The sequence below is a fragment of the Conexibacter sp. SYSU D00693 genome, from assembly GCF_017084525.1.
Classification (GTDB): Bacteria; Actinomycetota; Thermoleophilia; order Solirubrobacterales; family Solirubrobacteraceae; genus Baekduia.
Map to the genome: position 1 here is coordinate 1,037,691 of NZ_CP070950.1, position 21,224 is coordinate 1,058,914.

Genomic DNA, 21,224 nt, shown 5'->3' on the forward strand with positions numbered 1-21,224 from the left:
CGCCGTTGCTATCCTCGCTCACCGCGCGTGCGGCTGTAGCTCAGTTGGCTAGAGCGTCTGCTTGCCATGCAGAAGGTCGAGGGTTCGAGTCCCTTCAGCCGCTCCTCTCGAAGGCCCCGCTCCGGCGGGGCCTTCGTCGTTGTGGAGCGCCCGCGTCTGCACCGAACCTGCACACGGGCCGCACCCGCCCGCCACAGCCCGCGGCTTAACGTGCCGGCTGCATGACGCGGCGGACCATCGTGGTGGTGGAGGACGAGGCGACGATCGCCGACGCGGTCGCCGCCCGGCTGCGCGCCGAGGGCTTCCGCGTCGAGGTCGCGAGCACCGGGCCGGACGGCGTCGAGCTCGTACGGGCGCTCGGGCCCGACCTGGTGGTCCTCGACTGGATGCTCCCGGGCTTCGACGGCGTCGAGGCGTGCCGTCGCATCCAGGCCGACCGTCCGGTGCCGGTCGTCTTCCTCACCGCCCGCGACGCGGAGGCCGACGTGCTCGTGGGCCTCGGGGTCGGCGCCGACGACTACGTCACCAAGCCGTTCAGCCCGCGGGAGCTCGTCGCGCGGGTCCAGGCGGTGCTGCGCCGCACCGACCGGGCGGCGCCCGACGCGGCGCCGGCGCGCCTGGCGCTCGGCGAGCTGGTCCTGGACCTCGAGGGGCGCCGGGTGCTGCGGGCCGGCACCGAGGTGGCGCTCACGCCGACGGAGCTCGACCTCCTCGCTGCCCTCGCCGGGCGCCCGGGCAAGGCGTGGTCGCGGGAGGAGCTGCTGGCGGCGGTGTGGGACTGGCGGGCGGGCGGTTCCACCCGGACCGTCGACTCGCACGTGGCGTCGCTGCGCCGCAAGCTCGGCGCCGGCGCGGTGCGCACGGTGAAGGGCCACGGCTACGCGCTGGGGGACCTCGCGTGAGGCCGCTGGACCGCCTGCCCTCGCTGAAGCTGCGGCTCGGGCTGCTGATCGTCCTGTCGATCGTGACGACGCTCGTCACGCTCCTCATCGCCGCGAAGCTCGGGCTGCGACTGCGCTGGGGCGCCCTGGTCGCGCTCGGCGTCTCGCTGCTCTTCGTGCAGGTCGTGGGGCGCGGCCTGACGCGCCCGCTGCGCGAGATGGCTGCGGCCGCCGACGCCATGGCCGACGGGGACCACGGCGTGCGCGTCACCGCGACGTCGCGCGACGAGGTCGGCCGGCTCGCCACCTCGTTCAACCGCATGGCCCACGAGCTCGCCGAGCTCGACCGGCTCCGGGTGACGCTCGTGGCCGACGCCGCGCACGAGCTGCGCACGCCGATCGCGGCGCTGCGCGCGTCGCTGGAGAACGCCGTCGACGGCGTGCGCGATGCCGACCCCGCGGCGCTGCTGGCACAGGTCGACCGCCTCCAGCGCCTGGCCGACCAGCTCCTCGACCTGTCGCGCCTCGAGTCCGGCGCCGCGGTCCTCGAGCAGCGCCGGGTCGAGGTCGCCTCCCTCTTCCGCCACCACGAGGACGTGCTCGTCGACGTCCCTGACGGCCTCGCGATCCGCGGCGACCCGCTGCGGCTGGGCCAGGTCGTCGACAACCTCGTCCTCAACGCCCACCGCCACGCCGCGGGCGCCACGGTCATCGGCCGGGCGCGTCCCGGCGCAGCCGGCCGCGTCCGGATGGAGATCGAGGACGACGGCCCCGGGCTCGCGGACACCGACCTCGTCCGCGTGTTCGACCGCTTCACCCGCACCGACGCGTCGCGCTCCGTCGAGGGCTCCGGCCTCGGCCTGGCGATCGTCCGCTCGATCGTCGAGCTGCACGGCGGCGCGGTGCACGCCGAGCGCGTGCGGCCCTACGGCCTGCGCCTCGTCCTCGACCTGCCCGCCGGCTAGCGGCGCAGGCCACGCCCCCTCCGACATGACCCGCTCCGACCGGGAGGTCCACCCGTGCCCGCTTCACCCGCCGCACCCATCGCCGCCGCGAGCGTGCTCGCCGCGGCCCTCGTCGCCCACCAGCGCGTCGGTCTGGCCCTCACCTTCGTCCTGCTGCTCCTGCTGGCCGCTGCCGTGAAGTCCGTCGAGCGGACTTCGTGGCCGCTGGTCGGCCTCGGCGTCCTGCTCGCCTGCGGACCGACCGTCCGGGACGCCGGCTGGGTGGTGGCGCTCGATGTCGCCGGCGTCGTGATGTGCGCGGGGGCGGTCGTCGTCGCGCCCGCGTCGTGGCCGGCGGTCCTGGGCGCGGTCTTCGCGCCCTTGCGCCTCGTCGCCGCCGCGCGCCTCGCGGGCCGGGAGCTGGTGCCCGAGCGAGCAAGCCGGCCGCTCGGGCCCCTGCTGCGCGGCGGTGCGCTCGCGGCCGGTCTGCTCGTCGTCTTCGGCGGCCTCCTGCTCAGCGCCGACGCGGCGTTCGCCGACATGGCGCGAGACGCGCTGGCGCTCGACGTCGACGCGGGCCCCGTCGCCGCGCGGATCGCCCTCGGCGTCGTGGTCGCCGCCGTGGGGGCCGCGCTCGTCGCGACGGCGCGCCGGTCCGCCACGCCGGTGCGTCTGCCACCCACCCCGGGCGTGCTGGAGCTGCGCATCGCCGTCGGCGCCCTCGTGACGCTCTTCGCCGTGTTCGTGGCGGTGCAGCTTCAGGTGCTGTTCGGCGGCGCCGGCTACGTCCGTGACCACACCGGTCTCGGCCTCGGGGAGTACGCGCGGCAGGGCTTCGTCGCGCTGCTTGCGGCAGTGACCCTCACGCTGTCGGTCGTCGGGGTGGCCGCCCGCCATCGGGACCCGGTGGTGCGCGGGCTGCTGGGCGCGCTCTGCCTCCTCTGCCTCGTGATGCTCGCGAGCGCGCACGTGCGCCTCGACGCGGTCGTCGACGCCTACGGGCTTACGCGCGTGCGCGTCGCCGGCGGGGCGGTGGTCGTCTGGCTCGCCGTCGTCCTGCTCCTCGTCCTCGCGGCGGGCGCGTCGAAGGCGGTCGCCCGCTGGGCGCCGGCCTTGGCGGTCGGGTGGACGCTCACCGCGGTCGCGGGGCTCTCGCTCTTGAACCCGGACGCGCGGATCGTCGACCGGGCGCTCGAGACGGGAGACATCGACGCGACGTACCTCGCGACCCTGTCGGCCGACGCCGTCCCGGCCGCCCGCCGCCTGCCGGGCCCGGCAGGGCCTGCGGTGGTCGCCACGCTCAAGCAGCGGCTCGACCGCGGCGACGGGCTCGCCGGCTTCAACGTCAGCCGGAGGCGCGCCCGATGAGCGACCGCCTGCTCGTGGCGGCCGCCCTCGCGCTGGGCGTGCTCAGCCGGGTCGAGGAGCGCGCCGCCGGCGTCTCGCTGGGCCTCAGCAGCGACGCGGCCTGGGTGACTGCGGCGTTCGCCGCCGGCGCGGTCGCGGGCCGGGGTGGCGCCGCGCTTCGCGGCGCCGTCGCCCTCACCGTGGCCAACGCCGCCTACTACCTCACGATCCTGCTCACCGAGAGCATCCCGCCCCACGTCGCGGCCGGGTCGCCGGCGCGGTGGTTCGTGCTCGGCGTGGCGGGCGGCGCCGTCTTCGGGGTCGCCGGCGCGGCCTGGGCTCGTGGGGCGCCGACCGTCCGGGCGGCGGGCGCCGTCGCCTGCGGCGGCGTGCTGATCGCCGACGGCGCCAGCGCGATCACGCGAGGCGTCGCCACGCACGCCCTATCCCTCGTGGTTGGCGCGGTGCTGGTGGCGACGAGCGCCCCGCGCCGGGTCCTCGGCGCGGCGACCGCCGCGGCCATGGTCCTGCTCGCGTCGACCGGGGTCTTCGAGCCTCTCTTGCCCTAGGCGCGCGTCAGTCGACCGGCGCCCGCCGCTGGGCCCACGGCGCCGCCTCCTCGAGCTGCGCCGCCAGGCGCAGGAGCAGCGCCTCGGAGCGCAGGCGGCCGACGAGCTGGACGCCGAGCGGCAGGCCCTCGGGCGTCCAGTGCAGCGGGAGGCTGATGGCCGGGCGGCCGGTGACGTTCGCGAGCTGGGTGTACGGCACCCAGCCGAGGTTGCGCTGGACGATCTGGTCGACGACGCCGGTGAGCTGCATGAGCTTCGTCGTCCGGGTGCGCAGGAGGACCTCCGACACGGTGCGCAGCGGCGCGGGGAGGTCGAGGGAGCCGACGGGGATCGGCGGCTCGCCGAGAGTCGGAGTCAGCAGGAGGTCGTAGTCCTCGTGGAACCGGGCGAGCGCGGCGATGTGCTCCTTGCGGCGCTCGTCGGCGGCCTGCAGCTCGACGCCGCTGGTCAGGCGGCCCAGGGCGGCCATGACGCGGGTGTCGGCCTCGAAGCCCTCGTCGCCGGCGCCGGTGAGGCGCTTGACGTGCTCGACCTCGATCGCCTGGTGCACGAACCAGATCGTCAGGAAGTCCTTGGCCAGCTGCTCGTCGTCGTGCGGGGCGGCGACGGGCTCGACGTGGTGGCCGAGGCCCTCCAGGAGCTCGGCGGCGTGCTCGACGGCGCGGACCGCCTCGGGGTGCGGCGTGGCGCGCACCGCGGAGTCGACGGTCCAGCCGATGCGCAGCGTGCCGGGATCGCGGCCGAGCTCGTCGAGCAGCGGGCCGTCGGGCAGGCCGGGCGCGTACGGGCTGATCGCCTCCGGGCCGATGAGGACGTCGAGCATCGCGGCGGTGTCGCGGACGGTGCGCGACACGACGCCCGCGGTGGCCAGCCCGTTGAGGGGCTCGCTCTCGGTCGGCCCGTGCGGGACCAGGCCGCGGCCCGCCTTCAGGCCGACCAGGCCGCAGCACGCGGCCGGGATGCGGATCGACCCCCCACCGTCGCTGGCGGCCGCCACCGGGACGATGCCCGCGGCGACCGCCGCGGCCGCCCCGCCCGACGAGCCGCCGGGCGTACGGGCCAGGTCCCACGGGTTGCGCGTCGGCCCGAACAGCGCCGGCTCGGTGATGCCCTTGGAGCCGAACTCCGGCGTCGAGGTCTTGCCGAACACGACCACGCCGGCGTCCAGCCAGCGCTGCACGACGGTCGCCGTCTCGGTGGCGGGCCGGCCGGCGAGCGCCCGGCAGCCCGACGACGTCGGCACCCCCGCCAGGTCCTGGTGGAGGTCCTTGAGCAGGAAGGGCACGCCGGCGAACGGCCCCTCGAGCTCCTCCGCGGCCCGGGCCTCCGCGCGGTCGTCGAGGCGCAGGCAGATCGCGTTGAGCTTCGGGTCCAGCCGGTCGGCGCGCGCCCGTGCGGCGTCGAGCGCCTCGCGGGCCGTGGTCCTCCCTTCCCGGATCGCCTCGGCGAGCCCGAGGCCGTCGAGCTCCACGTACTCGCGCTCGTCCACGCGGCGCACCGTATCCGGGAGCGCCGCGCCTGGCGTCAGCCCACGCGCACCGGGATCGACACGTGCTGGTTGAGGAACAGCGCCTGGATGCGCTCGGGCTGACCGTCGAGGACGAGGTCCGGGAACCGGTCGAGCGTCTCCTCGATCCAGATGCGCAGCTCGAGGCGCGCGAGGGCGGCGCCGAGGCAGAAGTGCCGCCCGCCGGCGCCGAAGGCCTGGTGGCGGTCGAGGCCCTCGCGGGTCACGTCGAAGCGCTCGGGGTCGTCGAACAGCTCGGGGTCGCGGTTGCTGGCGATGTACCAGAGCAGGACGCGGTCGCCCTCCCGGATCGTCTGGCCGTGGAGCTCGACGTCGCGGGTCGCGGCGCGGCCCATGAAGCCGAAGGCCGGGAAGCAGCGCAGCCCCTCCTCGACCGCGTTGGGGATGAGCGAGCGGTCGTCGATGAGCAGCTGGCGCTGCTCGGGGTCCTTGATGAGCGCGAGCATCGTCGCGCAGTAGGTCGCGCGGGTGCTGTCGTTGCCCGCGGCGAGCAGCAGGACGAAGAACGTCGCGATCTCGAGGTCGTCGAGCTTGTCGCCGCCGACCTCGGCGTTGATGAGCGCCGTCAGGAGGTCGTTGCCGGGGTCCTCGACGCGCTGCTCGCGCACGGCGTTGATGTACGTGACGACGTCGTGGATCTCGCCCATCGTGTCGTCCCACTGCGTGCGGATCTGCGGGTCCTCGAACGCCGTGGCGACGTTGGTCCAGTGCAGGAGCTTGTGGTCGTCGGACTCGGGGGTGCCGAGCAGCGAGCCGATGACGCGCGCGGGCACCTGGCGGCCGAGGTCCTTGACGAGGTCGAAGCGGTCGCGGCCGGCGAGGCGGTCGAGCATCGTGCGGACGATCTCGCGCGTGTGGTCCTCGTGGGCGGCGATGCGCTTGGGCGTGAACGCGCGGCCGACGAGCTGCTTGAGGCGGTCGTGGCGCGGCGGGTCCATCGAGATCATCTGCAGGCGCTGGACGTCGAGCGGGGCGCCGAAGTCGTCGACGAGGAAGATGCCGCGCCTCTCGGAGCTGAACGTCTGGAAGTCGCGCGTCGCGGCGTGGACGTCGGCCGCGCGCGTCAGCGACCAGAAGCCGCCCTCGTCGGGGTAGCGGCGGTTCGGGCTGAAGTGCACCGGCGCCTCGCGGCGCAGCTGGGCGAAGAGCTCGTACGGCGGGTCCTCGGTCCAGAGGGCGTGGTCGCCGAGGTCGATGGTGCTGGGGTCGAGCGCCGTGGTTGACATGGTGTCAAGCCTACGGATGACAGGGTGTCATTGCAAGCCGTCTCTCGTATGCTGTCGGTGAGATGGGCGTCCTGGACCGCCAGCCTCGCCGCAATGACCCCCGTCGCGACCGCACGGAGGAGGCGTTCCTCACCGCCGCCCAGGAGCTCCTGGACGAAGGGGTCCCCTTCGCCGAGCTCAACGTCTCGGCGCTCGCTCGCCGGGCCGACCGGACCCGCACCGCCTTCTACGCGCACTTCGAGGACCGCCGGGCGCTGCTCATGCGCCTGGTCACCGAGGTCGAGCAGGACATCCGCGCCGCGGTCGGCCCGTTCTTCGACGCCTCCGACGACGACGTCCACGGCGCGCTCGCCGGCCTGCTCGCCACGCTGCGCGAGCACCCGCGCACGCTCGGCGCGATCCTCGAGGCCGCGGGCTACGACGCCGAGGTCGCGGCGTTCTGGCACGGCGTCGTCGGCGTCTTCGTCGCCGCCGCGCAGCAGCGCCTCGTCGCCGCCGGCTACGCGTCCAAGGCCGCCCGCGCCCGTGCGGTCGCGCTCGTCTGGATGACCGAGCGCGCGTGCTCCCAGCAGGTCCTGCACGGCCACGCGGGCGTCGACGACGACGCGCTGCTCGACGCGCTGGCCGACAGCTGGCGCCTGGCGCTGGCCGCGGCCTAGACGTCGTCGCGGTGGTCCTTGCGCGGCGCCTGCACGCCGGCACGGACGGCCTCGAGCTGCGCGGCGAACGCCAGGCCGAGGAACAGGGCCACGGCGCTCAGGAACGTCCAAAGCAGCAGGCCGATCGTGCCGGCCAGCGGCCCGTAGGTGGCGCCGAAGCTCCCGACCGCCTCGAGGTAGACCAGCAACCCACCCATGAAGACCAGCCACAGGACGGTCGAGACCGCGGCGCCGAAGGCCAGCCACGAGGGCTCCGGCTGGCGCCGTCGCGGAGCACGCTCGAACAGCAGCGCGATGGCGGCGACGGCGAGGACGACGCCCAGCGGCCAGCGCACCACCGCCCAGACGCCCTGCACCGCATCGCCCCACCCCACGCTCTCGCGGATCGCCGCGCCGCCGACGAGCACGACGACCGACAGGAGCGCGAACACCCCCGCGGTCGCGGCCAGCAGCGCCGCGTTGGCGTACTTGCGCAGGAACGGGCGGTCCTGCTCGGTGCCGTAGATCCGGTTCGCGCCACGCTCGACCTGCGCCATCGCCGTCGTCCCGGCGATCGCCGCCGCCACGGCACCGCCGGCGAGCGCCGTCTCGCCCGAGTCCTCCCGCGCGGCGCTCGTGCCCTGGCGCAGCGCGTCGGTCAGCAGGTCGCCCACCGCGTCGGGCGTGAGCTGGCGGACCGTGTCGTCCACCACGCGGCTGACCGCCTCCACGTCGAGCGCCGCGGCGAACCCGACGACGGCGATGAGCGACGGCAGGAGCGTCAGCGTCCCCTGGAACGCCAGCGCCCGCGAGTGGCTGAAGCCGTCCGCGGCCCGAAAGCGCGTGAGCGCGTCGAGCGCCAGCTGGCGGCGCCCGGCACGCAGCAGGCTCTCGAGCGCCTCGTCGCCCTCGAGCTCGTCGTCACGGGTGACCGGGACCGCCGACGCGGTCGTCACGAGGGGCTCACCGCAGCGCTGGCGTCCGCGACTTCGAGCCCACGCGCGCGAGCGCCGCCTCGAAGTCCTCCATCGTCACCTGCGCCTCGGCGCCGCGGCTCATGGCGGCGAGCGCCGCCTCCTGGCACAGCGCCTTGAGGTCCGCGGGGGCGTAGCCCTCCGTGCGCGCGGCCAGGACGTCGAGGTCGACGCCCACCGTGGGCATGCGCGCGGTGTGCAGGCGCAGGATGGCGAGCCGTCCCAGCTCGTCGGGGAGCCCGAGGACGATGGTGCGCGAGAGGCGCCCGCCGCGCAGCAAGGCCGGGTCGAGCTGGTCGGGGCGGTTGGTCGCCCCGATGACGAAGACCCCGCGCTGGCCCGCGATGCCGTCGATCTCGCTGAGCAGCTGGTTGACCTGCGTGTCGTGGACCTGGAACTCGCCGCGCCGCCCGGCGATCGCGTCGATCTCGTCGATGAAGACGACCGAGGGCCGGTTGGCCCGGGCGCGCTCGAAGAGCCGGCGGATGTTGCCCTCGGACTCCCCCACCCACTTGCTCATGACGTCGGCCCCCGAGACGGGGTAGAACGAGCAGCGTGCCTGCGCGGCGATGACCTTCGCCACGGTGGTCTTGCCGGTGCCCGGAGGTCCCGCGAGCAGCAGGCCGCTGGGCGGCTCGACGCCGAACCGCCGTGCCGACTCCGGGTCCTCGATGATGGCCTGGAGCTGGCGCAGCTGGCCCTTGGTCTCCTCGGGCAGGACGAGCGACTCCCACGTCCAGTGCTCGAGCACCGGACGGTCCTCACCGCCCAGCTGCTCGACCGCCGCGAGCAGATGGGCCTCGTCGAGCTGCAGCTGACGGCCGGTCTGGGCGGCCTCGCGGAAGACGTCGAGCGCTGCGGCGTTCACGACCTTCTCGATCGAGGCGGGGGTCATGCCCTCGGTGCGCCGCACGAGGTCCTCGAGGTCGAGGTCGTCGGCGACCGGGCGGTTGTCCAGCTCGGTCTCGAGGATCGCGCGGCGGGCCGTGGCGTCCGGGAGGTCGACGCGGATGTGGCGGTCGAACCGGCCGGGACGGACGACCGCCGGGTCCAGGCCCTCGACGTCGTTCGTCGCCGCCATGACCAGCAGGCCGTCCTCGTGGCGATGGGCCTCCAGCGAGGTCAGGAGCTGGTTGACGGTGCGCCGGGACTCCTGGTCGGGCGTCTCGCTGCGGCGCCGGGCGACCGAGTCGAACTCGTCGAAGAACAGGACGCACGGCAGGTGGTCCAGCGCCGTCTGGAAGGCCTTGTCGATGTTCTTGGCCGACTGGCCCTGGACCCCCGCCACGAGGTCGCCGGTGGACACGTGGATGAAGCTCATGCGGTACTCGCCCGCGATCGCCTGGGCGAAGAACGTCTTGCCGACGCCCGGCGCCCCGTGGAGCAGGATCCCGTTCCACTCGATGCCGTACTGGTCGGCCTGCTCCGGGTGCTCCAGCAGGAGGCCGACGGAGGTGCGCACCTCGTCCTTGAGCGCCTCCATCCCGCCGACGTCGGCGAAGGTGATGAGCTCGTCGGGCGGCTGGACCTCGAACTCGCCGTTGGCACCGCCCAGCGCGCCGCCGAGCAGGCTCTGCAGCGGGTTGGCGGGCGCGCTGCGCCGCGCCGGGCGGCGACGTGCGCCGAGGCGCTCCTCGCGTCCGGCGGGGGGACGGTCGGCCTGCGGCTCGGCCCGCGCGTCCCCGGCCTCCTCCTCGACCGGCTCCTCGCCCAGCGCGTCGTTCGGGTCGACCTCGACCCACTGGCCCGTGCGCTCGTCGTACTCGAGCGTCCGCGTCCACCCGCCGCCGAGCATCGCGTCGAACAGCCCGCCGAACGGCATGCCGGCAAAGGGCGAGCCCCCACCGCCGCCGAGCTGCTCGCGCTCGTAGGCCGCGCGCCGTGCCTCCTCGAGCTCACGGCGGCGCCGACCGATCCGGGAGATCGCCCGGACCATGGACATGAGCATGAGCAGGAAGAAGAGCAGGACGAGCAGGGACAGCACGCCCGGGGCGCTACCCGGCGCGCGGGCGCGCCAAGACCTGCGCTCCCGCTAGCCGCCGGCGAACAGCGCGACGGCGCGCTGCGCGGCCGCGTGCACCAGCTGGGTGTCGACCGCCGCGCGCGTGAGGGCGATGCCCTCCGACGGCCACGCGCACACGAGCTCGAAGCGACCGGGTGGTGGCAACGGCCAGAGCCAGAGGCGCAGCCGCCACGTCCCGCCCCCGCCGTCGCCCCCGCCCGGGCTGAGCACGGGGCCGGTGGGCGGGTCGTCGTCCCACATGCGCGACCGGTCGACGGTGGTCGCGCGCGAGCCGTCGGCGAGCTCGACGCCGAAGCGCAGGACCTCCGGCTCCAGGTCGCGACGACCCCAGAACGGTCCTTCGTCGGGGAGCTCCACCCCCGGGGCCGTCTGGACCTCGACCGGGATCGTGCAGCCGTTCGGGAAGACGCGCAGGTGCGACACGACGACCGCGACCCGCGAGGTCCGGGCCAGGACGAGGTCCAGCGGGACGACACTGCCCAGCACGCCGCGGGCGGCGCCGGCCCACGGCGGCGCCTCGCACGCCACCTCCGCCGGTGGCGGTGGCGGAGGCGGCGCGAAGAAGTCATCCTCCTCGCTCACCGGTAGGCCTGCTTCGGCCCGCGGTCGTCGGAGAGCGAGCCGCGGGAGCGCAGGATGAGCTGCTCGATCGCGTCGGCGAGGTGGACCCGGTCGATGTTGTAGTCGCCGCGGTCCACGCGGATGCGGTGGGCCTCGAGCAGGACGTCGGCGTGGGTGAAGCCGAACGGGGGCTCGAAGCGGTAGGAGGCGAGCTCGATGAGCAGGCCGAGCGGGTCGGTGAAGTAGATCGAGTCCATGAACCCGCGGTCCTTGGGGCCGCTGTGGCGGATGCCGCGCTCGTCCAGGCGCTCGACGAGCTGGGCGAAGGTCGCCTGCGAGACGGCGAAGGCGAGGTGGTGGACGCAGCCGGGGTCGGTCGGGGTCCGCGAGGGGTCCGGGGTGCGCTCCTCGCTGGTGAAGATCGTGATGAGCCGGCCGTCGCCCGGGTCGAAGTACAGGTGGCTCTCGGCCTCGTTGTCGAGGTTGGGCTGCTCGAAGACGAACGGCATCCCCAGGACGCCCTCCCAGAAGTCGATCGACGTCTGGCGGTCGGCGCCCACGATCGTGATGTGGTGCACGCCCTGGCTCTGGAGCTTGCGCATGGCGCAGAGCCTCCCACGCTGGCAGGATCGCGACGTGCCACTCCGTGTCGCTGTCGCGCTCGCCGCGCTCGTGTGCGCCGTCGCCGCCGGGCTGCCCGCCGCCGCGCTCGCCGTCGGGCCCGTCCCCGCCGGGGGCTGCGCGAGCACCGCGGGCGACCGGGGGTGCACGGCCCTGCGCCCCGCGATGGGCAGCGACGAGGGCTACAGCGAGGCGCTCGCGCTCTCCCCCGACGGCCGCAACGCCTACCTCGCCGTGGGCGGCGACTACGCGTCGGGCCGGCTCGGCCACCGCTCCGTGGTCTATGTCCTCGCCCTGGACCCGGCGACGGGTCGCCTGCGCCAGCTGCCCGGGACACAAGGCTGCCTGAGCGCCCTGAAGCGCCGCGAGTGCGTCCACGCCCGCGGCATCGACCAGGCGTGGGACGTCGCCGTGTCGCCCGACGGGCGCTTCGTGCACGTCAGCGCCTACCGCTCCAACGGCGTCGCGACGTTCCGCCGCAACGCGCAGACCGGCCGGCTCACCCAGCTGCCGGGACGCGACGGCTGCCTGCGGGGCAAGCCGCGGCGCCGGGCGACGGAGCGCTGCCGCTTCCTCAAGCGCCGCCTCCCGCACGCCGACAGCCTGCGCCTGACGCCCAGCGGCAAGCGCGCCTACATCGGTGGCGTCGCGTTCTCGCGCTCGCCGAGGACGGGCCTGCTCACCCCGGCGACCGCCGCGCTGCAGCCCGCCGATGGGCGCAGGCAGGGCAACGTCCTGACGCTCGCCGGCCACGGCGCCTACCAGTTCACGCCCGACGGCCGGTTCGCCTTCCGCGGGGACGGGGCCCGCGTCGAGCGCTTCAGCGTCGACGGCCGCACGGGCGCGCTGACCCTCCTGGGCTGCCTGGGCTGCGGCGCGGGGTCGACCGACCGCGGCACCTTCCTGCTCACGGGCCCGACCTCCGCCGTCGTCGCGACGCGCTCGTCGCTCCAGCCGCTCGCGCTCGACCCGACCACGGGCGTGCTGACCCCCACCGGGCCGGCGGTGGACGCCTGCGCGCTGCCCGACGGCGCGCGCATCGCCGACTGCGAGGACGTCGAGGAGCTCGCGGTCTCGCCCGACGGCCGGGCGCTGCACGTCCTCACCACCCTCGTGGCGCGGACGCTCGAGCGCGATCCCGCGACCGGTGCGCTCGGCCTGCCCGCCACGACGACGTGCATCGGTCCCAAGGCCCCGTGCGCGCGCGACCTGCGCACGGGCGAGCCCTACCGCGCGCTCACGACCCCCGACGGCCGCTGGCTCGTCCTCGACGCCGACGGCCGCGTCGTCGTCCTCTCCGCCGCCGGCTGAGGCTCAGGGCCGCCCGCGCGCCTTCGCCGCGGCCAGGACGCGCTCGAGCGCGAGGTCGAACGCGGCGTCGCGTAGCGAGCCGCCGTCGCGCTGCGCGCGGTCGCTGACGGCGGCGGCCGCCGCGTCCATGACGTCGCTCAGGCGCTGCTCGACCGTCTCCGCGCTCCACGTGCGCCCCTCGCGCGCCTGCTGCCACTCGAAGGTCGAGACCACCACGCCGCCGATGTTCGCCAGGACGTCGGGGACGACCAGGACGCCCGCATCGTGCAGCACGTCGTCGGCCTCGGGGACGACCGCCCCGTTGGCGCCCTCCAGGACCATCTTCGTGCCGCGCAGCCCGCGTGCGGCGTCGGCGTCGACCGCGTCCTCGGTCGCGGCCGGGACCAGGACCTCCGCCTCCACCTGCAGGACGGCGCCGGCCTCGGCGCCCTCGCCACCGTCGAACTCCGCCAGCGCCCGGCCGCCGTCGAGGTGCTCCGCGAGCGCCTCGACGTCGAGCCCGTCCTCGTTGGTCACCGCCTGGTCGGACTTGCCGATGGCGACGACCTTGCAGCCCTCGGCCGCCAGGAGCCGGGCCGCCCACAGCCCGACGTTGCCCGCGCCCTGGACCGACACGGTCGGCGCCTCGCCGAGCTCGGCCCGGTCGCGGAAGGCCCGGAAGGCGAGCAGGAGCCCGCGGCCGGTGGCCTCGTCGCGCCCGGCCGAGCCGCCCAGCTCGAGCGGCTTGCCGGTGACGACGTCGCCCTGCAGCGGCCCGAGCCCCGCGAGCTCGTCGGCCATCCACCCCATCGCCTCGGCGTCGACGCCGCTGTCGGGCGCCATGACGTCGCGGTCGGGGCCGACGATCGGCGCCAGCCCGGCGGCGAACGCCCGGACGACGCGCTCGCGCTCGGCCTCCGACAGCTCCTTCACCGCGACGGCGACGCCGCCCTTGGCCCCGCCGAACGGCACGTCGGCGACCGCGGTCTTCACCGTCATGAGCTGCGCGAGCGCCCGGACCTCACCCGCCTCGACCGACGGCGCGAGCCGGACGCCGCCCTTCCCCGGACCGCGGACCGTCGAGTGCTGGCAGCGCCATCCGGCGACGACCTCCAGGCGCCCGTCGTCGCGGCGCAGCGGCACCTTGACGCGCAGCTCGCGCTCGGGCTCCAGCAGCCAGTCGCGCGTCCCGTCGTCGAGCTCGAGGCGCTCGGCGGCGGCGCGCAGATGGCGCTCGGCGGTCTCCTGCAGACCCGGCATCGGGCTGCGCCCTACCCGCCGCGACCGCGGTTCCACGCGCTGCGGCGTCCACCCGCCGGACCAGGCGCTCAGGCGCGCGCCCCGAACTGCCGATCTGCGCGGGTGGGATGGTCTCCGACGCGCTGCGCTGCAAGCTCGCCTCCGACGACCGGCTCGCCGAGCTGGCCGCCTCCGGCTGCCCGGGCGCGGCCGCGGCCGTCTGCGAGCGCTTCCGCGAGCCGCTGGCCCGCTACTGCGGCGCCCTGACCGGCCATCCCGAGGACGCCCGGGACGCCACCCAGGCGGCGCTGGAGCGCGCGCTGCGCGCCCTGGCGGCCGGCGAGGCCCCCCGCGCCCTGCGCCCGTGGCTCTACCGCATCGCCCACAACGCGGCGATGGACGTCATCCGCCGCCGCCGGCCCGACCAGCCGCTGGACGGCATCGAGCACCTGGTGGCCGACGGTCCGGGCGAGCCCGCCGCCCGCGAGCGCCTCACCGAGGTCCTGGGGGACCTGCGCGCCCTGCCCGAGCGCCAGCGCGGCGCCCTGCTGCTGCGCGAGCTCGCCGGCCTGGACTACGACGAGCTCGCTGGCGCCCTTGGCACGTCCTCCCAGGCCGCCCGCCAGTCCGTCTTCGAGGCCCGCGCCGGCCTCCTCGCCGCTCAGGACGGCCGGGCGACCGGCTGCGACAGCGTCCGGCGCACGCTGTCCGACGGCGACCGCCGGCGCCTGCGCCGCCGCGAGATCCGCGCGCACCTCCAGGGCTGCGGCGGCTGCCGGGACTTCGCGCGGGGCATCCGCGCCCGCCGCCGCGCGCTCGCCCTGCTGCCGGTGCCGTGGGCAGCCACCGCCGCGGCCGGCGCGCTGAGCACCGGCGGCGTCGTCGCCGCACCGCTGGGCTGGACGACGGCCAAGGGCATCGCCGCCGTGGCCGCCGCGGTGACCGCCACGGGCTCGGTCGCGACCGTCGAGCGCCTCCAGCACGACCCCGCACCCCGCGCGCCGAAGGCCGCCGCCGCGCCGGCCCCTGACCGCGCCGACGCTGCGCTGGCCAAGGCGACCGCTCCGTCGGCCGCCGTCGTCCGCGCCGCCCGCAGCGCGACCGCCGCGCCGACGTCGGCCAAGGCCGTCCGGGCCGTGCGCCGCCGTTCGGGCGCCGTGGTCGTCGAGTCCGCCGCCGGGGCGGCCGCCAGCGTCAGGACCGAGCGCCGCCGGGTCGTCGCGCGCGAGCAGGAGGTCGCCCGCCGCAAGGCCGAGCTCGAGACCCCGGCCGCGACGACGACCACCACCGTCGCGGCGCCGTCCGCGCCGGCGCGTCCGGCCACCGGCTCCCCGGGCCGCGAGGCCGTCCGCCAGGCCATGCGCGAGGCCACGCGCGTCGCCGTGCAGGACGCCCAGCAGCGCACCCAGCAGGCCGCCGACGCGGCCCGCACCGCGCACCAGCAGGCCCTCTCCCAGCTTCCCGAGCGCCTCCAGCAGGCGATCACGCAGACCCAGGAGTCCGTGCGCCAGTCGGTCGACCAGACCGTCACCGGCATCACGCAGGCCCTCGACGGCATCCTCGCGCCGACGGACCCGCGGTGAGCGCCAACGCGCCAACACGCAACAACTCCCTGACCCAGGGGCACCGTGCCCCGTCCTACCCCCAGAGGCACCACGACCTCGGACCAAGGCAAACCCGCCGCGAGGCGGGGGCGCAAAACCAGGGACCTCAGCGCACCGTGCGCCGAGGCCGCCCAGTTGCCCTAGGAGGCCCAACCGCATGACCCGTGCCCTGCGCGCGGCGGCGCTCACGCTCGCCGTCGCCGCCCTCAGCCCCGCCGCCGCCCAGGCGGCGACGCCCCCGTCCACCGGGGTCGCCAAGACCGTCAAGCAGGCCGAGAGGCTCTCGGACCGCGCCGTCGCGCTCGCCGAGCAGAACAAGGACGTCCGCGCCGCCAAGACGCTGAAGGACGCCCGCAAGGCCGCCACGAAGGCCTCGCGCGACGCCCGCCGCCTCGCCCTGCGCGCCACCACCGACGCCAAGCGCCTGGACGCCTCGGGCGCCCTGTCGCTCGTCGCCGCCCGCTTCGGCGAGGACGTCCAGCAGTGGGCGACCGTCCTCGACGAGCTCTCCGGCGCCGCCCAGGCCTCCTTCGCCCAGGCGCTGCCCTCCGCGATCGCCTCCCACGACGCAGTCATGACCGCCCTGCAGGGCGTCGTCGCCAAGCTCCCGGTCGAGCAGCGCGCCGCCGTCGAGCAGGTCGTCGCCGGGCTCGTCGCCCAGTGGCCGGCCCAGCTCGAGGCGCTGACCACCGCCATCGGTGAGGTCCCGACGAAGATCGCGACCATCGTCAAGTCGGCCCTGAACTCGGCCACGACGACGCTGACCGAGGTCATCGGCTCGATCGACACGATCACCGCGACCCTCCCCGCCCCCGCGCAGGAGCTCATCGGCGGCGTCCTCGGCGCCGTCACCCCGCTGCTCGCCTCGGTCACCGAGCTGGTCGACGAGGTCAGCGGCGTGGTCTCGACGCAGCTCACGAAGGTCCTCGCCATGGTCAAGGACCTCGTCGGCGGCCTGATCCCGTCCTTCGGGAACATCGCCGGCGGCGGCGCGGGCTCGGACGACGAGGGCGACACCGCCTCCACCGTCCCGGGTCTGGGCTCGATCCTCGACCTGGTCGGCGGCCTGATCCCGGGCGTCGGCTCGGGCAGCGGGTCGGGCGCGACCCTCCCGTCGCTGGGCTCGCTGCCGGGCGTCGGCGCCATCACCGGCGTCATCAAGGACGTCGTCGGCGGCCTGCCGATCGTCGGCGACCTCTTCGACGGCCTCCTCGGCAACCTCTTCGGCGGCTCGAAGGCCACGAAGTCCTAGCCGACACCAGCTGTCGGACCGCGCGGCGTCGCGTCCCCCCGGGGCGCGGCGCCGTTGGCGTCCTAGCGCTGCCCGTCCAGCGCCTCGTTGACCAGGCGGTCCGCGTGGGCGTTGTCGGCGCGCGGCACGCTGCGCACCGACCACCGCGCGAAGGCCCCGAGCGCGTCGAGCGCCGCGGCGTGCAGCGGCTTCATCGCCGGGTGCTTGACGCGGTACTCCCCCGCCACCTGCTTGGCCACGAGCTCCGCGTCGTTGACGACCTCGACCTCGGTGGCGCCCAGCGCCCGCGCGCGGGCCAGACCGAGCAGGAGGCCGCGGTACTCCGCGACGTTGTTCGTCACCTCGCCGAGCAGCTCGGTGGCCTCGTCGAGGACCTCGCCCTCGGGGGTCGACACGACGGCCGCAGCGGCGGCGGGCCCGGGGTTGCCGCGCGCGCCCCCGTCCACGTGGACGACGAGCCGCACGGCGCGGTGCGCTAGCCCTCGACCGGGTCGATCCGCGGGAAGTCGCCCGGCACGGAGCGCCGGCGGCGGTCGCGCAGCTCGCGCGCCTGGCCGCCCTCCGCCGTCCCGCCGGCCTTGCGGCGCTCGGACTTGCGGCGGTCGACGATGACCTTCACGCCGGGGTCGTCGGCGTAGTACTCGACGAGCTTGTCGTAGAGCTCGGGGGCGAGCTCCTCCGGGACCACCGCGTAGATCATGCGGGCGGGGAGCCTAGGCGAGCGATGCCGCGGGGTGCAACTGACCCGCGTCGTCGGCCGCCGCGTTGGGCGTGTGGTCGGCCGGGTCGAGCTCCGCGAGCTCCGTGCCCTGGGCGACGACGCGCACGCCGGCCTCCTCGTTGCCGAGGTCGACCTCGAAGCGGTACCAGGACAGCTCCCAGGCGACGACGATCGTCACGACGCTGCCCTCGGTGGCCGACGGCCGGGCCGAGACGATCGGCGCCCCCAGCGACCGGGCGACGCCCGCGACGGTGCGCGGGTGGGCCGAGCCGTTGAACAGCTCGAGCGCCCGCTGGACCTTCAGCTCGGCGTTCGTCGGGACGCTGCGCACGGAGCGCTGCTCGTAGAGCGCGGGCTCGGCGGGCTGCGGGGCCGGCGGGGCGGCCTCGTGGTGGACCGAGGGCGCCTGCTCCACGGGCAGGGGCGGCGGCTCGGCGGGCACGACCTCGACGTAGGACGGCTCGGCGACCGGCGCGCTGTCGGGCGCATCGGGCGCGATCGCCAGCTCGTCGCCGCGGCGCTCGTCGCGGCGGCTGCGCAGCCGCCCGAGCAGCGAGCGCGAGCGGCCACGGTGGTCGCGGGAGCGGGCCTCGACGTCGTCGAGCCCCTCGCGGATCCAGCCCTCGTGGACCGCGCGCGCGGTGCACAGCTCGCAGACCATCCGCCGGGACCCTCCGTGGAGGAAGACGTCGGCGTTCTCGCCGCGCAGGAGGGTGCGGCCGCAGACGTCGCAGGCGACGACGGCGGCGTTCGTGGAGATGGACTTGCGGGTCACGGCGGGCGACCGAGCGTAGCAACGCAGGGCCGTCCCACCGCCCTCGGTGGACGCCTTGCAGCGGCCCCGCCGACGGGGCCGGGACACCCGCCCGCGCTACGCCGCGGCCGCCTCCGCCCGGGTGGCGTCGACGACCCGCTGGGCGAGGTGCGCGGGCACCTCCTCGTAGCGCAGCAGCTCCATCGTGTAGTCGCCCTGACCGCCGGTCAGCGCCCGCAGGTCCGGGGCGTAGGTGAGCATCTCGGCCATGGGCACCTCGGCCTTGACCTCGGTGGTGCCGCCCGGGCCGGGCTCCATCCCCTGCGGCCGCCCGCGCCGCGAGTTGAGGTCCCCGATGACGTCGCCCACCGACCCCTCGGGCACCGACAGGGTCACGAGCATCACCGGCTCGAGCAGCGCGGCCTTGGCCTGCTCCATCGCGTCCTTCATCGCCAGCGAGCCGGCCATGCGAAACGCCTGCTCGGACGAGTCGACCGAGTGGTACTGGCCGTCGAAGAGGGTGACCTTGACGCCGCGCACGGGGAAGCCGCCGACCGGGCCGTGCTGCAGCGCGTCGCGCACGCCCTTCTCCACCGCGGGGATGAAGCCGTTCGGGATCACGCCGCCCTTGATCGCGTCCACGAACTCGAAGTCGCCGTCGGGCAGGGGCTCCACCTCGATGTGGCAGTCGCCGAACTGGCCGCGGCCGCCCGACTGCTTCTTGTGGCGGCCGTGGGCCTTGGCGCTGCCGCGCAGCGTCTCGCGGTAGGGCACCCGCGGAGGCTTGAGCACGACCTCCGCGCCGAAGCGCGACCGCAGGCGGTCCACCACGACCTCGACGTGGACCTGCGAGAGCCCGGCGACGATCTGCTCGCCGGTCTGCGGGTCGCGGTGCAGGTCGATCGTCGGGTCCTCCTCCTGCAGGCGGCGCAGCGCGCTGAAGACCTTGTCCTCGTCGCCCTTGGCCGCCGCCTCCATCGCGAACGCCATCACGGGCGCGGGGAGCTTGACCTGCGGCATGCGGATCGGCTCGTCGCGCATCGCCAGCCAGTCGCCCGCCCGCGTCTCCTTGAGCTTGGCCACCGCGCCGATGTCGCCCGGCCCGAACTCGTCGACGTGGACGGTGTCGCCGCCCTTGTACGAGAGCAGGTGGCCCAGGCGCTCCTTGCAGTGCGCGCGGGTGTTGAGCACCTGCGTGTCGCCGCGCATCGTCCCCTGGTAGACGCGGAAGAGGTTGATCCGGCCGGCGAACTGGTCGGCGCGGGTCTTGAAGACGTAGGCGAAGAGCTCGGCGTCCTCGTCGGGCTCCAGAGTGACCTCCGGGAGCTCCATCGCGCCGTGCTTCACGGGCGAGGGGAGGTCCTCGACGATCGCGTCGAGCAGGCGGTTGGTCCCGAGGTTGCGCGTGGCGACGCCGCAGGTCACCGGGAAGACGTGGCCGTGGTTCGTGCCGTCCTTGAGCGCGGTGACGATCTCCTCGTGGGCGATCTCCTCGCCCTCGAGGTAGCGCTCCATGAGGCTGTCGGAGACCTCGCAGACCTCGTCCATCAGCTTCTCGCGGTACTCCTCGGCCTGCGCCCGGAGCTCCTCGGGGATCGGGACCTCGCGGCAGGCGTCGCGCTCGGCCGTCGCGTACTCGTAGGCCTGCATGTCGACGAGGTCGATCACGCCACGCACCTCGTGCTCGGTGCCGATCGGGATCTCCGTCGCGACGACGTGCTGGCCGAAGGCGTCCTTGAGCTGGTCGAGGGTGCGGAAGAAGTCGGCGCGCTCGCGGTCGAGCATGTTCACGAAGACCAGCCGCGCGATGTCCAGCTCGGCGGCGCGCTCCCACAGCCGGGCGGTCGAGACCTCGACGCCCATGACCGCGTTGACGACGAAGACCGCGGACTCGCAGACCCGCAGCGACCCGAGGGCATCGGCCACGAAGCTCGGCTCGCCGGGCGTGTCGATGAGGTTGATCTTGCGGTCCTGCCACTCGAACGTGGAGAGGGCCGCGCCGATGGACATGCCCCGCGCCTGCTCGTCGGGGTCGACGTCGGAGACCGAGGTCCCGTCGGCGACGCTGCCGAGGCGCTGGGTGGCGCCGGCCTGGAACAGCAGGGCCTCGTACAGCGAGGTCTTGCCGCTTCCGCGGTGGCCGACGAGGGCGACGTTGCGGATCCGATCCGCCGCCTTGTGCATGCCTGACTCCTCTCGGTGGGGCGCTTGTGCCGACCCTAACCAGGTCCGCGCCCTCCGCGGGAGAACTCAGTCCGGGTCGCTGGTGAGGCGCGAGCGCAGCCGCAGCACCGCCTTGGTGTGCAGCTGGGAGATGCGCGACTCGGTGACCCCGAGGACCTCACCGATCTCGCGGAGGGTGAGGTTCTCGTAGTAGTAGAGGGCGACCACGAGCTTCTCGCGCTCGGGCAGCCGCGCGATGGCGTCGGCGACCCGGTCCTTGAGCTCGGTCTGGTCCATGATCGCCGCGGGGTCGGGCGCGTTGTCGTCCGTGAGCGTGTCCAGCAGGGAGACCGAGTCCCCCGAGGAGTCGCTCACCGACCACAGCTCGTCCAGGGCGGCGACGGTGGAGTTGGAGATCTGCAGCAGCGAGGCCTGGAAGTCGTCGACGCTGATGCCGAGCTCCGTGGCCATCTCCTCGTCGGTGGGCGCGCGCTGCAGCTGGTGCTCGAGCTTGGAGTTGGCGCGCTCGATCTCGCGGGCGCGGGCGCGCACGGAGCGCGGGACCCAGTCCAGCGAGCGCAGCTCGTCGATGATCGCGCCCTTGATGCGGGTGATCGCGTAGGTCTCGAACTTGATCTCGCGCTCGAGGTCGAAGCGCTCGATCGCGTTGATGAGCCCGACGAGGCCGTAGGAGATGAGGTCGGCCTCCTCGACGTGCGCGGGCAGGCCGGCGGCCATGCGGCCCGAGACGTACTTGACCAGCGGCGAGTACGCGACGACCAGTCGCTCGCGCGCACGCTCGTCACCCGTGGTCTTGTACCTGCGCCACAGGTCCTTGAGCTCGATGGCCTTGACGTTCGTCTCCATGATCCCCCGACAGCCTGAAGTC

The 21,224-nt window shown here is 75.1% G+C and carries 20 protein-coding genes, 1 tRNA gene and 1 riboswitch; of the genes, 9 read left to right on the forward strand and 12 right to left on the reverse strand.

The features are described 5' to 3' along the window. The first annotated feature begins 29 nt into the window (after positions 1–29). From JUB12_RS05255 to JUB12_RS05275, 5 genes are all read left to right on the forward strand, one after another. Positions 30–103: transfer RNA gene (locus tag JUB12_RS05255), tRNA-Gly, on the forward strand. 118 nt (positions 104–221) lie between these two features. Further along, positions 222–902 (forward strand): response regulator transcription factor, encoded by a 681-nt coding sequence (locus JUB12_RS05260; protein WP_205698574.1) that lies wholly within the window; start codon positions 222–224, stop codon positions 900–902. Further along, positions 899–1,846 (forward strand): cell wall metabolism sensor histidine kinase WalK, encoded by a 948-nt coding sequence (locus JUB12_RS05265; protein WP_205698575.1) that lies wholly within the window; start codon positions 899–901, stop codon positions 1,844–1,846. Before JUB12_RS05260 ends, JUB12_RS05265 begins: the two co-directional genes overlap by 4 nt. Positions 1,847–1,900: 54 nt before the next feature. Next, positions 1,901–3,193, forward strand: coding sequence for a DUF4153 domain-containing protein (locus tag JUB12_RS05270; protein WP_205698576.1), 1,293 nt, complete (start codon positions 1,901–1,903; stop codon positions 3,191–3,193). Further along, positions 3,190–3,741: a DUF6518 family protein gene (locus tag JUB12_RS05275; RefSeq protein ID WP_205698577.1), complete on the forward strand. Its 552-nt coding sequence runs from the start codon at positions 3,190–3,192 to the stop codon at positions 3,739–3,741. Before JUB12_RS05270 ends, JUB12_RS05275 begins: the two co-directional genes overlap by 4 nt. 7 nt (positions 3,742–3,748) lie before the next feature. On the opposite strand, the gene JUB12_RS05280 is transcribed toward JUB12_RS05275, so the two are convergent. Continuing rightward, positions 3,749–5,230, reverse strand: coding sequence for an amidase (locus JUB12_RS05280; protein WP_205698578.1), 1,482 nt, complete (start codon positions 5,228–5,230; stop codon positions 3,749–3,751). A gap of 35 nt (positions 5,231–5,265) precedes the next feature. Further along, complete coding sequence (locus tag JUB12_RS05285) at positions 5,266–6,495, reverse strand: cytochrome P450 (RefSeq protein WP_205698579.1); 1,230 nt, start codon at positions 6,493–6,495, stop codon at positions 5,266–5,268. Positions 6,496–6,557: 62 nt separating this feature from the next. Here JUB12_RS05285 and JUB12_RS05290 point away from each other — a divergent pair, with 62 nt between their 5' ends. After that, complete coding sequence (locus JUB12_RS05290) at positions 6,558–7,154, forward strand: TetR/AcrR family transcriptional regulator (RefSeq protein ID WP_205698580.1); 597 nt, start codon at positions 6,558–6,560, stop codon at positions 7,152–7,154. On the opposite strand, the gene JUB12_RS05295 is transcribed toward JUB12_RS05290, so the two are convergent. The 4 genes from JUB12_RS05295 to JUB12_RS05310 are packed head-to-tail and all read right to left on the reverse strand — an operon-like array spanning position 7,151 to position 11,293. Beyond that, entirely contained in the window at positions 7,151–8,089 is a 939-nt protein-coding gene (locus tag JUB12_RS05295; protein WP_205698581.1) for a YihY/virulence factor BrkB family protein, read from the reverse strand. The two genes, JUB12_RS05290 and JUB12_RS05295, sit on opposite strands and share 4 nt — an antisense overlap. Positions 8,090–8,096: 7 nt before the next feature. Beyond that, positions 8,097–10,091 (reverse strand): AAA family ATPase, encoded by a 1,995-nt coding sequence (locus tag JUB12_RS05300; RefSeq protein ID WP_205698582.1) that lies wholly within the window; start codon positions 10,089–10,091, stop codon positions 8,097–8,099. 48 nt (positions 10,092–10,139) lie between these two features. Next, on the reverse strand, positions 10,140–10,712 hold the full coding sequence (locus tag JUB12_RS05305; RefSeq protein WP_205698583.1) for a hypothetical protein: 573 nt from the start codon (positions 10,710–10,712) through the stop codon (positions 10,140–10,142). Then, the gene (locus tag JUB12_RS05310; protein ID WP_205698584.1) at positions 10,709–11,293 is read right to left on the reverse strand and encodes a VOC family protein; all 585 of its coding nucleotides are present in this window, start codon (positions 11,291–11,293) and stop codon (positions 10,709–10,711) included. The genes JUB12_RS05305 and JUB12_RS05310 overlap by 4 nt, the downstream gene beginning before the upstream one ends. Positions 11,294–11,327: 34 nt before the next feature. Between JUB12_RS05310 and JUB12_RS05315 the strand changes: the two genes are divergently transcribed. Next, the gene (locus JUB12_RS05315; RefSeq protein ID WP_205698585.1) at positions 11,328–12,623 is read left to right on the forward strand and encodes a beta-propeller fold lactonase family protein; all 1,296 of its coding nucleotides are present in this window, start codon (positions 11,328–11,330) and stop codon (positions 12,621–12,623) included. A 3-nt stretch (positions 12,624–12,626) separates the two neighbouring features. Here the strand turns inward: JUB12_RS05315 and JUB12_RS05320 are convergent, their stop codons facing one another. Continuing rightward, the gene (locus JUB12_RS05320) at positions 12,627–13,862 is read right to left on the reverse strand and encodes a Glu/Leu/Phe/Val dehydrogenase (protein WP_205698586.1); all 1,236 of its coding nucleotides are present in this window, start codon (positions 13,860–13,862) and stop codon (positions 12,627–12,629) included. 107 nt (positions 13,863–13,969) lie between these two features. On the opposite strand from JUB12_RS05320, the gene JUB12_RS05325 reads away from it, so the two are divergent. Both JUB12_RS05325 and JUB12_RS05330 read left to right on the forward strand, forming a co-directional pair. Beyond that, a complete protein-coding gene (locus tag JUB12_RS05325) occupies positions 13,970–15,424 on the forward strand; it encodes an RNA polymerase sigma factor (protein WP_205698587.1) in 1,455 nt (484 codons plus the stop codon). Positions 15,425–15,501: 77 nt separating this feature from the next. Further along, positions 15,502–15,588: riboswitch (cyclic di-GMP riboswitch) on the forward strand. A gap of 14 nt (positions 15,589–15,602) precedes the next feature. After that, positions 15,603–16,697, forward strand: coding sequence for a hypothetical protein (locus tag JUB12_RS05330; protein ID WP_205698588.1), 1,095 nt, complete (start codon positions 15,603–15,605; stop codon positions 16,695–16,697). A 62-nt stretch (positions 16,698–16,759) separates the two neighbouring features. Here JUB12_RS05330 and JUB12_RS05335 read toward each other — a convergent pair whose 3' ends face one another. The 5 genes from JUB12_RS05335 to whiG form a co-directional block, all read right to left on the reverse strand. Then, on the reverse strand, positions 16,760–17,161 hold the full coding sequence (locus tag JUB12_RS05335) for a reverse transcriptase-like protein (protein WP_205698589.1): 402 nt from the start codon (positions 17,159–17,161) through the stop codon (positions 16,760–16,762). 11 nt (positions 17,162–17,172) lie between these two features. Then, positions 17,173–17,397 (reverse strand): hypothetical protein, encoded by a 225-nt coding sequence (locus JUB12_RS05340; protein ID WP_205698590.1) that lies wholly within the window; start codon positions 17,395–17,397, stop codon positions 17,173–17,175. Positions 17,398–17,410: 13 nt separating this feature from the next. Beyond that, complete coding sequence (locus JUB12_RS05345) at positions 17,411–18,193, reverse strand: hypothetical protein (RefSeq protein WP_205698591.1); 783 nt, start codon at positions 18,191–18,193, stop codon at positions 17,411–17,413. A 96-nt stretch (positions 18,194–18,289) separates the two neighbouring features. Then, positions 18,290–20,356 carry an elongation factor G gene (gene fusA / locus JUB12_RS05350; RefSeq protein ID WP_205698592.1) on the reverse strand — a complete coding sequence of 689 codons (2,067 nt, stop codon included), beginning with the start codon at positions 20,354–20,356 and terminating at the stop codon, positions 18,290–18,292. Between the two features lie 66 nt (positions 20,357–20,422). After that, positions 20,423–21,202, reverse strand: a complete 780-nt coding sequence (whiG, locus tag JUB12_RS05355; RefSeq protein WP_205698593.1) for an RNA polymerase sigma factor WhiG — start codon at positions 21,200–21,202, stop codon at positions 20,423–20,425. Between the last annotated feature and the right edge of the window lie 22 nt (positions 21,203–21,224).

Coding starts and splice junctions, on each gene's coding strand:
- JUB12_RS05260 (WP_205698574.1), top strand. CDS start 222: ATGACGCGGCGGACCATCGTGGTGGTGGAGGACGAGGCGACGATCGCC.
- JUB12_RS05275 (WP_205698577.1), top strand. CDS start 3,190: ATGAGCGACCGCCTGCTCGTGGCGGCCGCCCTCGCGCTGGGCGTGCTC.
- JUB12_RS05285 (WP_205698579.1), bottom strand. CDS start 6,495: ATGTCAACCACGGCGCTCGACCCCAGCACCATCGACCTCGGCGACCAC.
- JUB12_RS05290 (WP_205698580.1), top strand. CDS start 6,558: ATGGGCGTCCTGGACCGCCAGCCTCGCCGCAATGACCCCCGTCGCGAC.
- JUB12_RS05310 (WP_205698584.1), bottom strand. CDS start 11,293: ATGCGCAAGCTCCAGAGCCAGGGCGTGCACCACATCACGATCGTGGGC.
- JUB12_RS05320 (WP_205698586.1), bottom strand. CDS start 13,862: ATGCCGGGTCTGCAGGAGACCGCCGAGCGCCATCTGCGCGCCGCCGCC.
- JUB12_RS05325 (WP_205698587.1), top strand. CDS start 13,970: ATGGTCTCCGACGCGCTGCGCTGCAAGCTCGCCTCCGACGACCGGCTC.
- JUB12_RS05330 (WP_205698588.1), top strand. CDS start 15,603: ATGACCCGTGCCCTGCGCGCGGCGGCGCTCACGCTCGCCGTCGCCGCC.
- JUB12_RS05340 (WP_205698590.1), bottom strand. CDS start 17,397: ATGATCTACGCGGTGGTCCCGGAGGAGCTCGCCCCCGAGCTCTACGAC.
- fusA (WP_205698592.1), bottom strand. CDS start 20,356: ATGCACAAGGCGGCGGATCGGATCCGCAACGTCGCCCTCGTCGGCCAC.
- whiG (WP_205698593.1), bottom strand. CDS start 21,202: ATGGAGACGAACGTCAAGGCCATCGAGCTCAAGGACCTGTGGCGCAGG.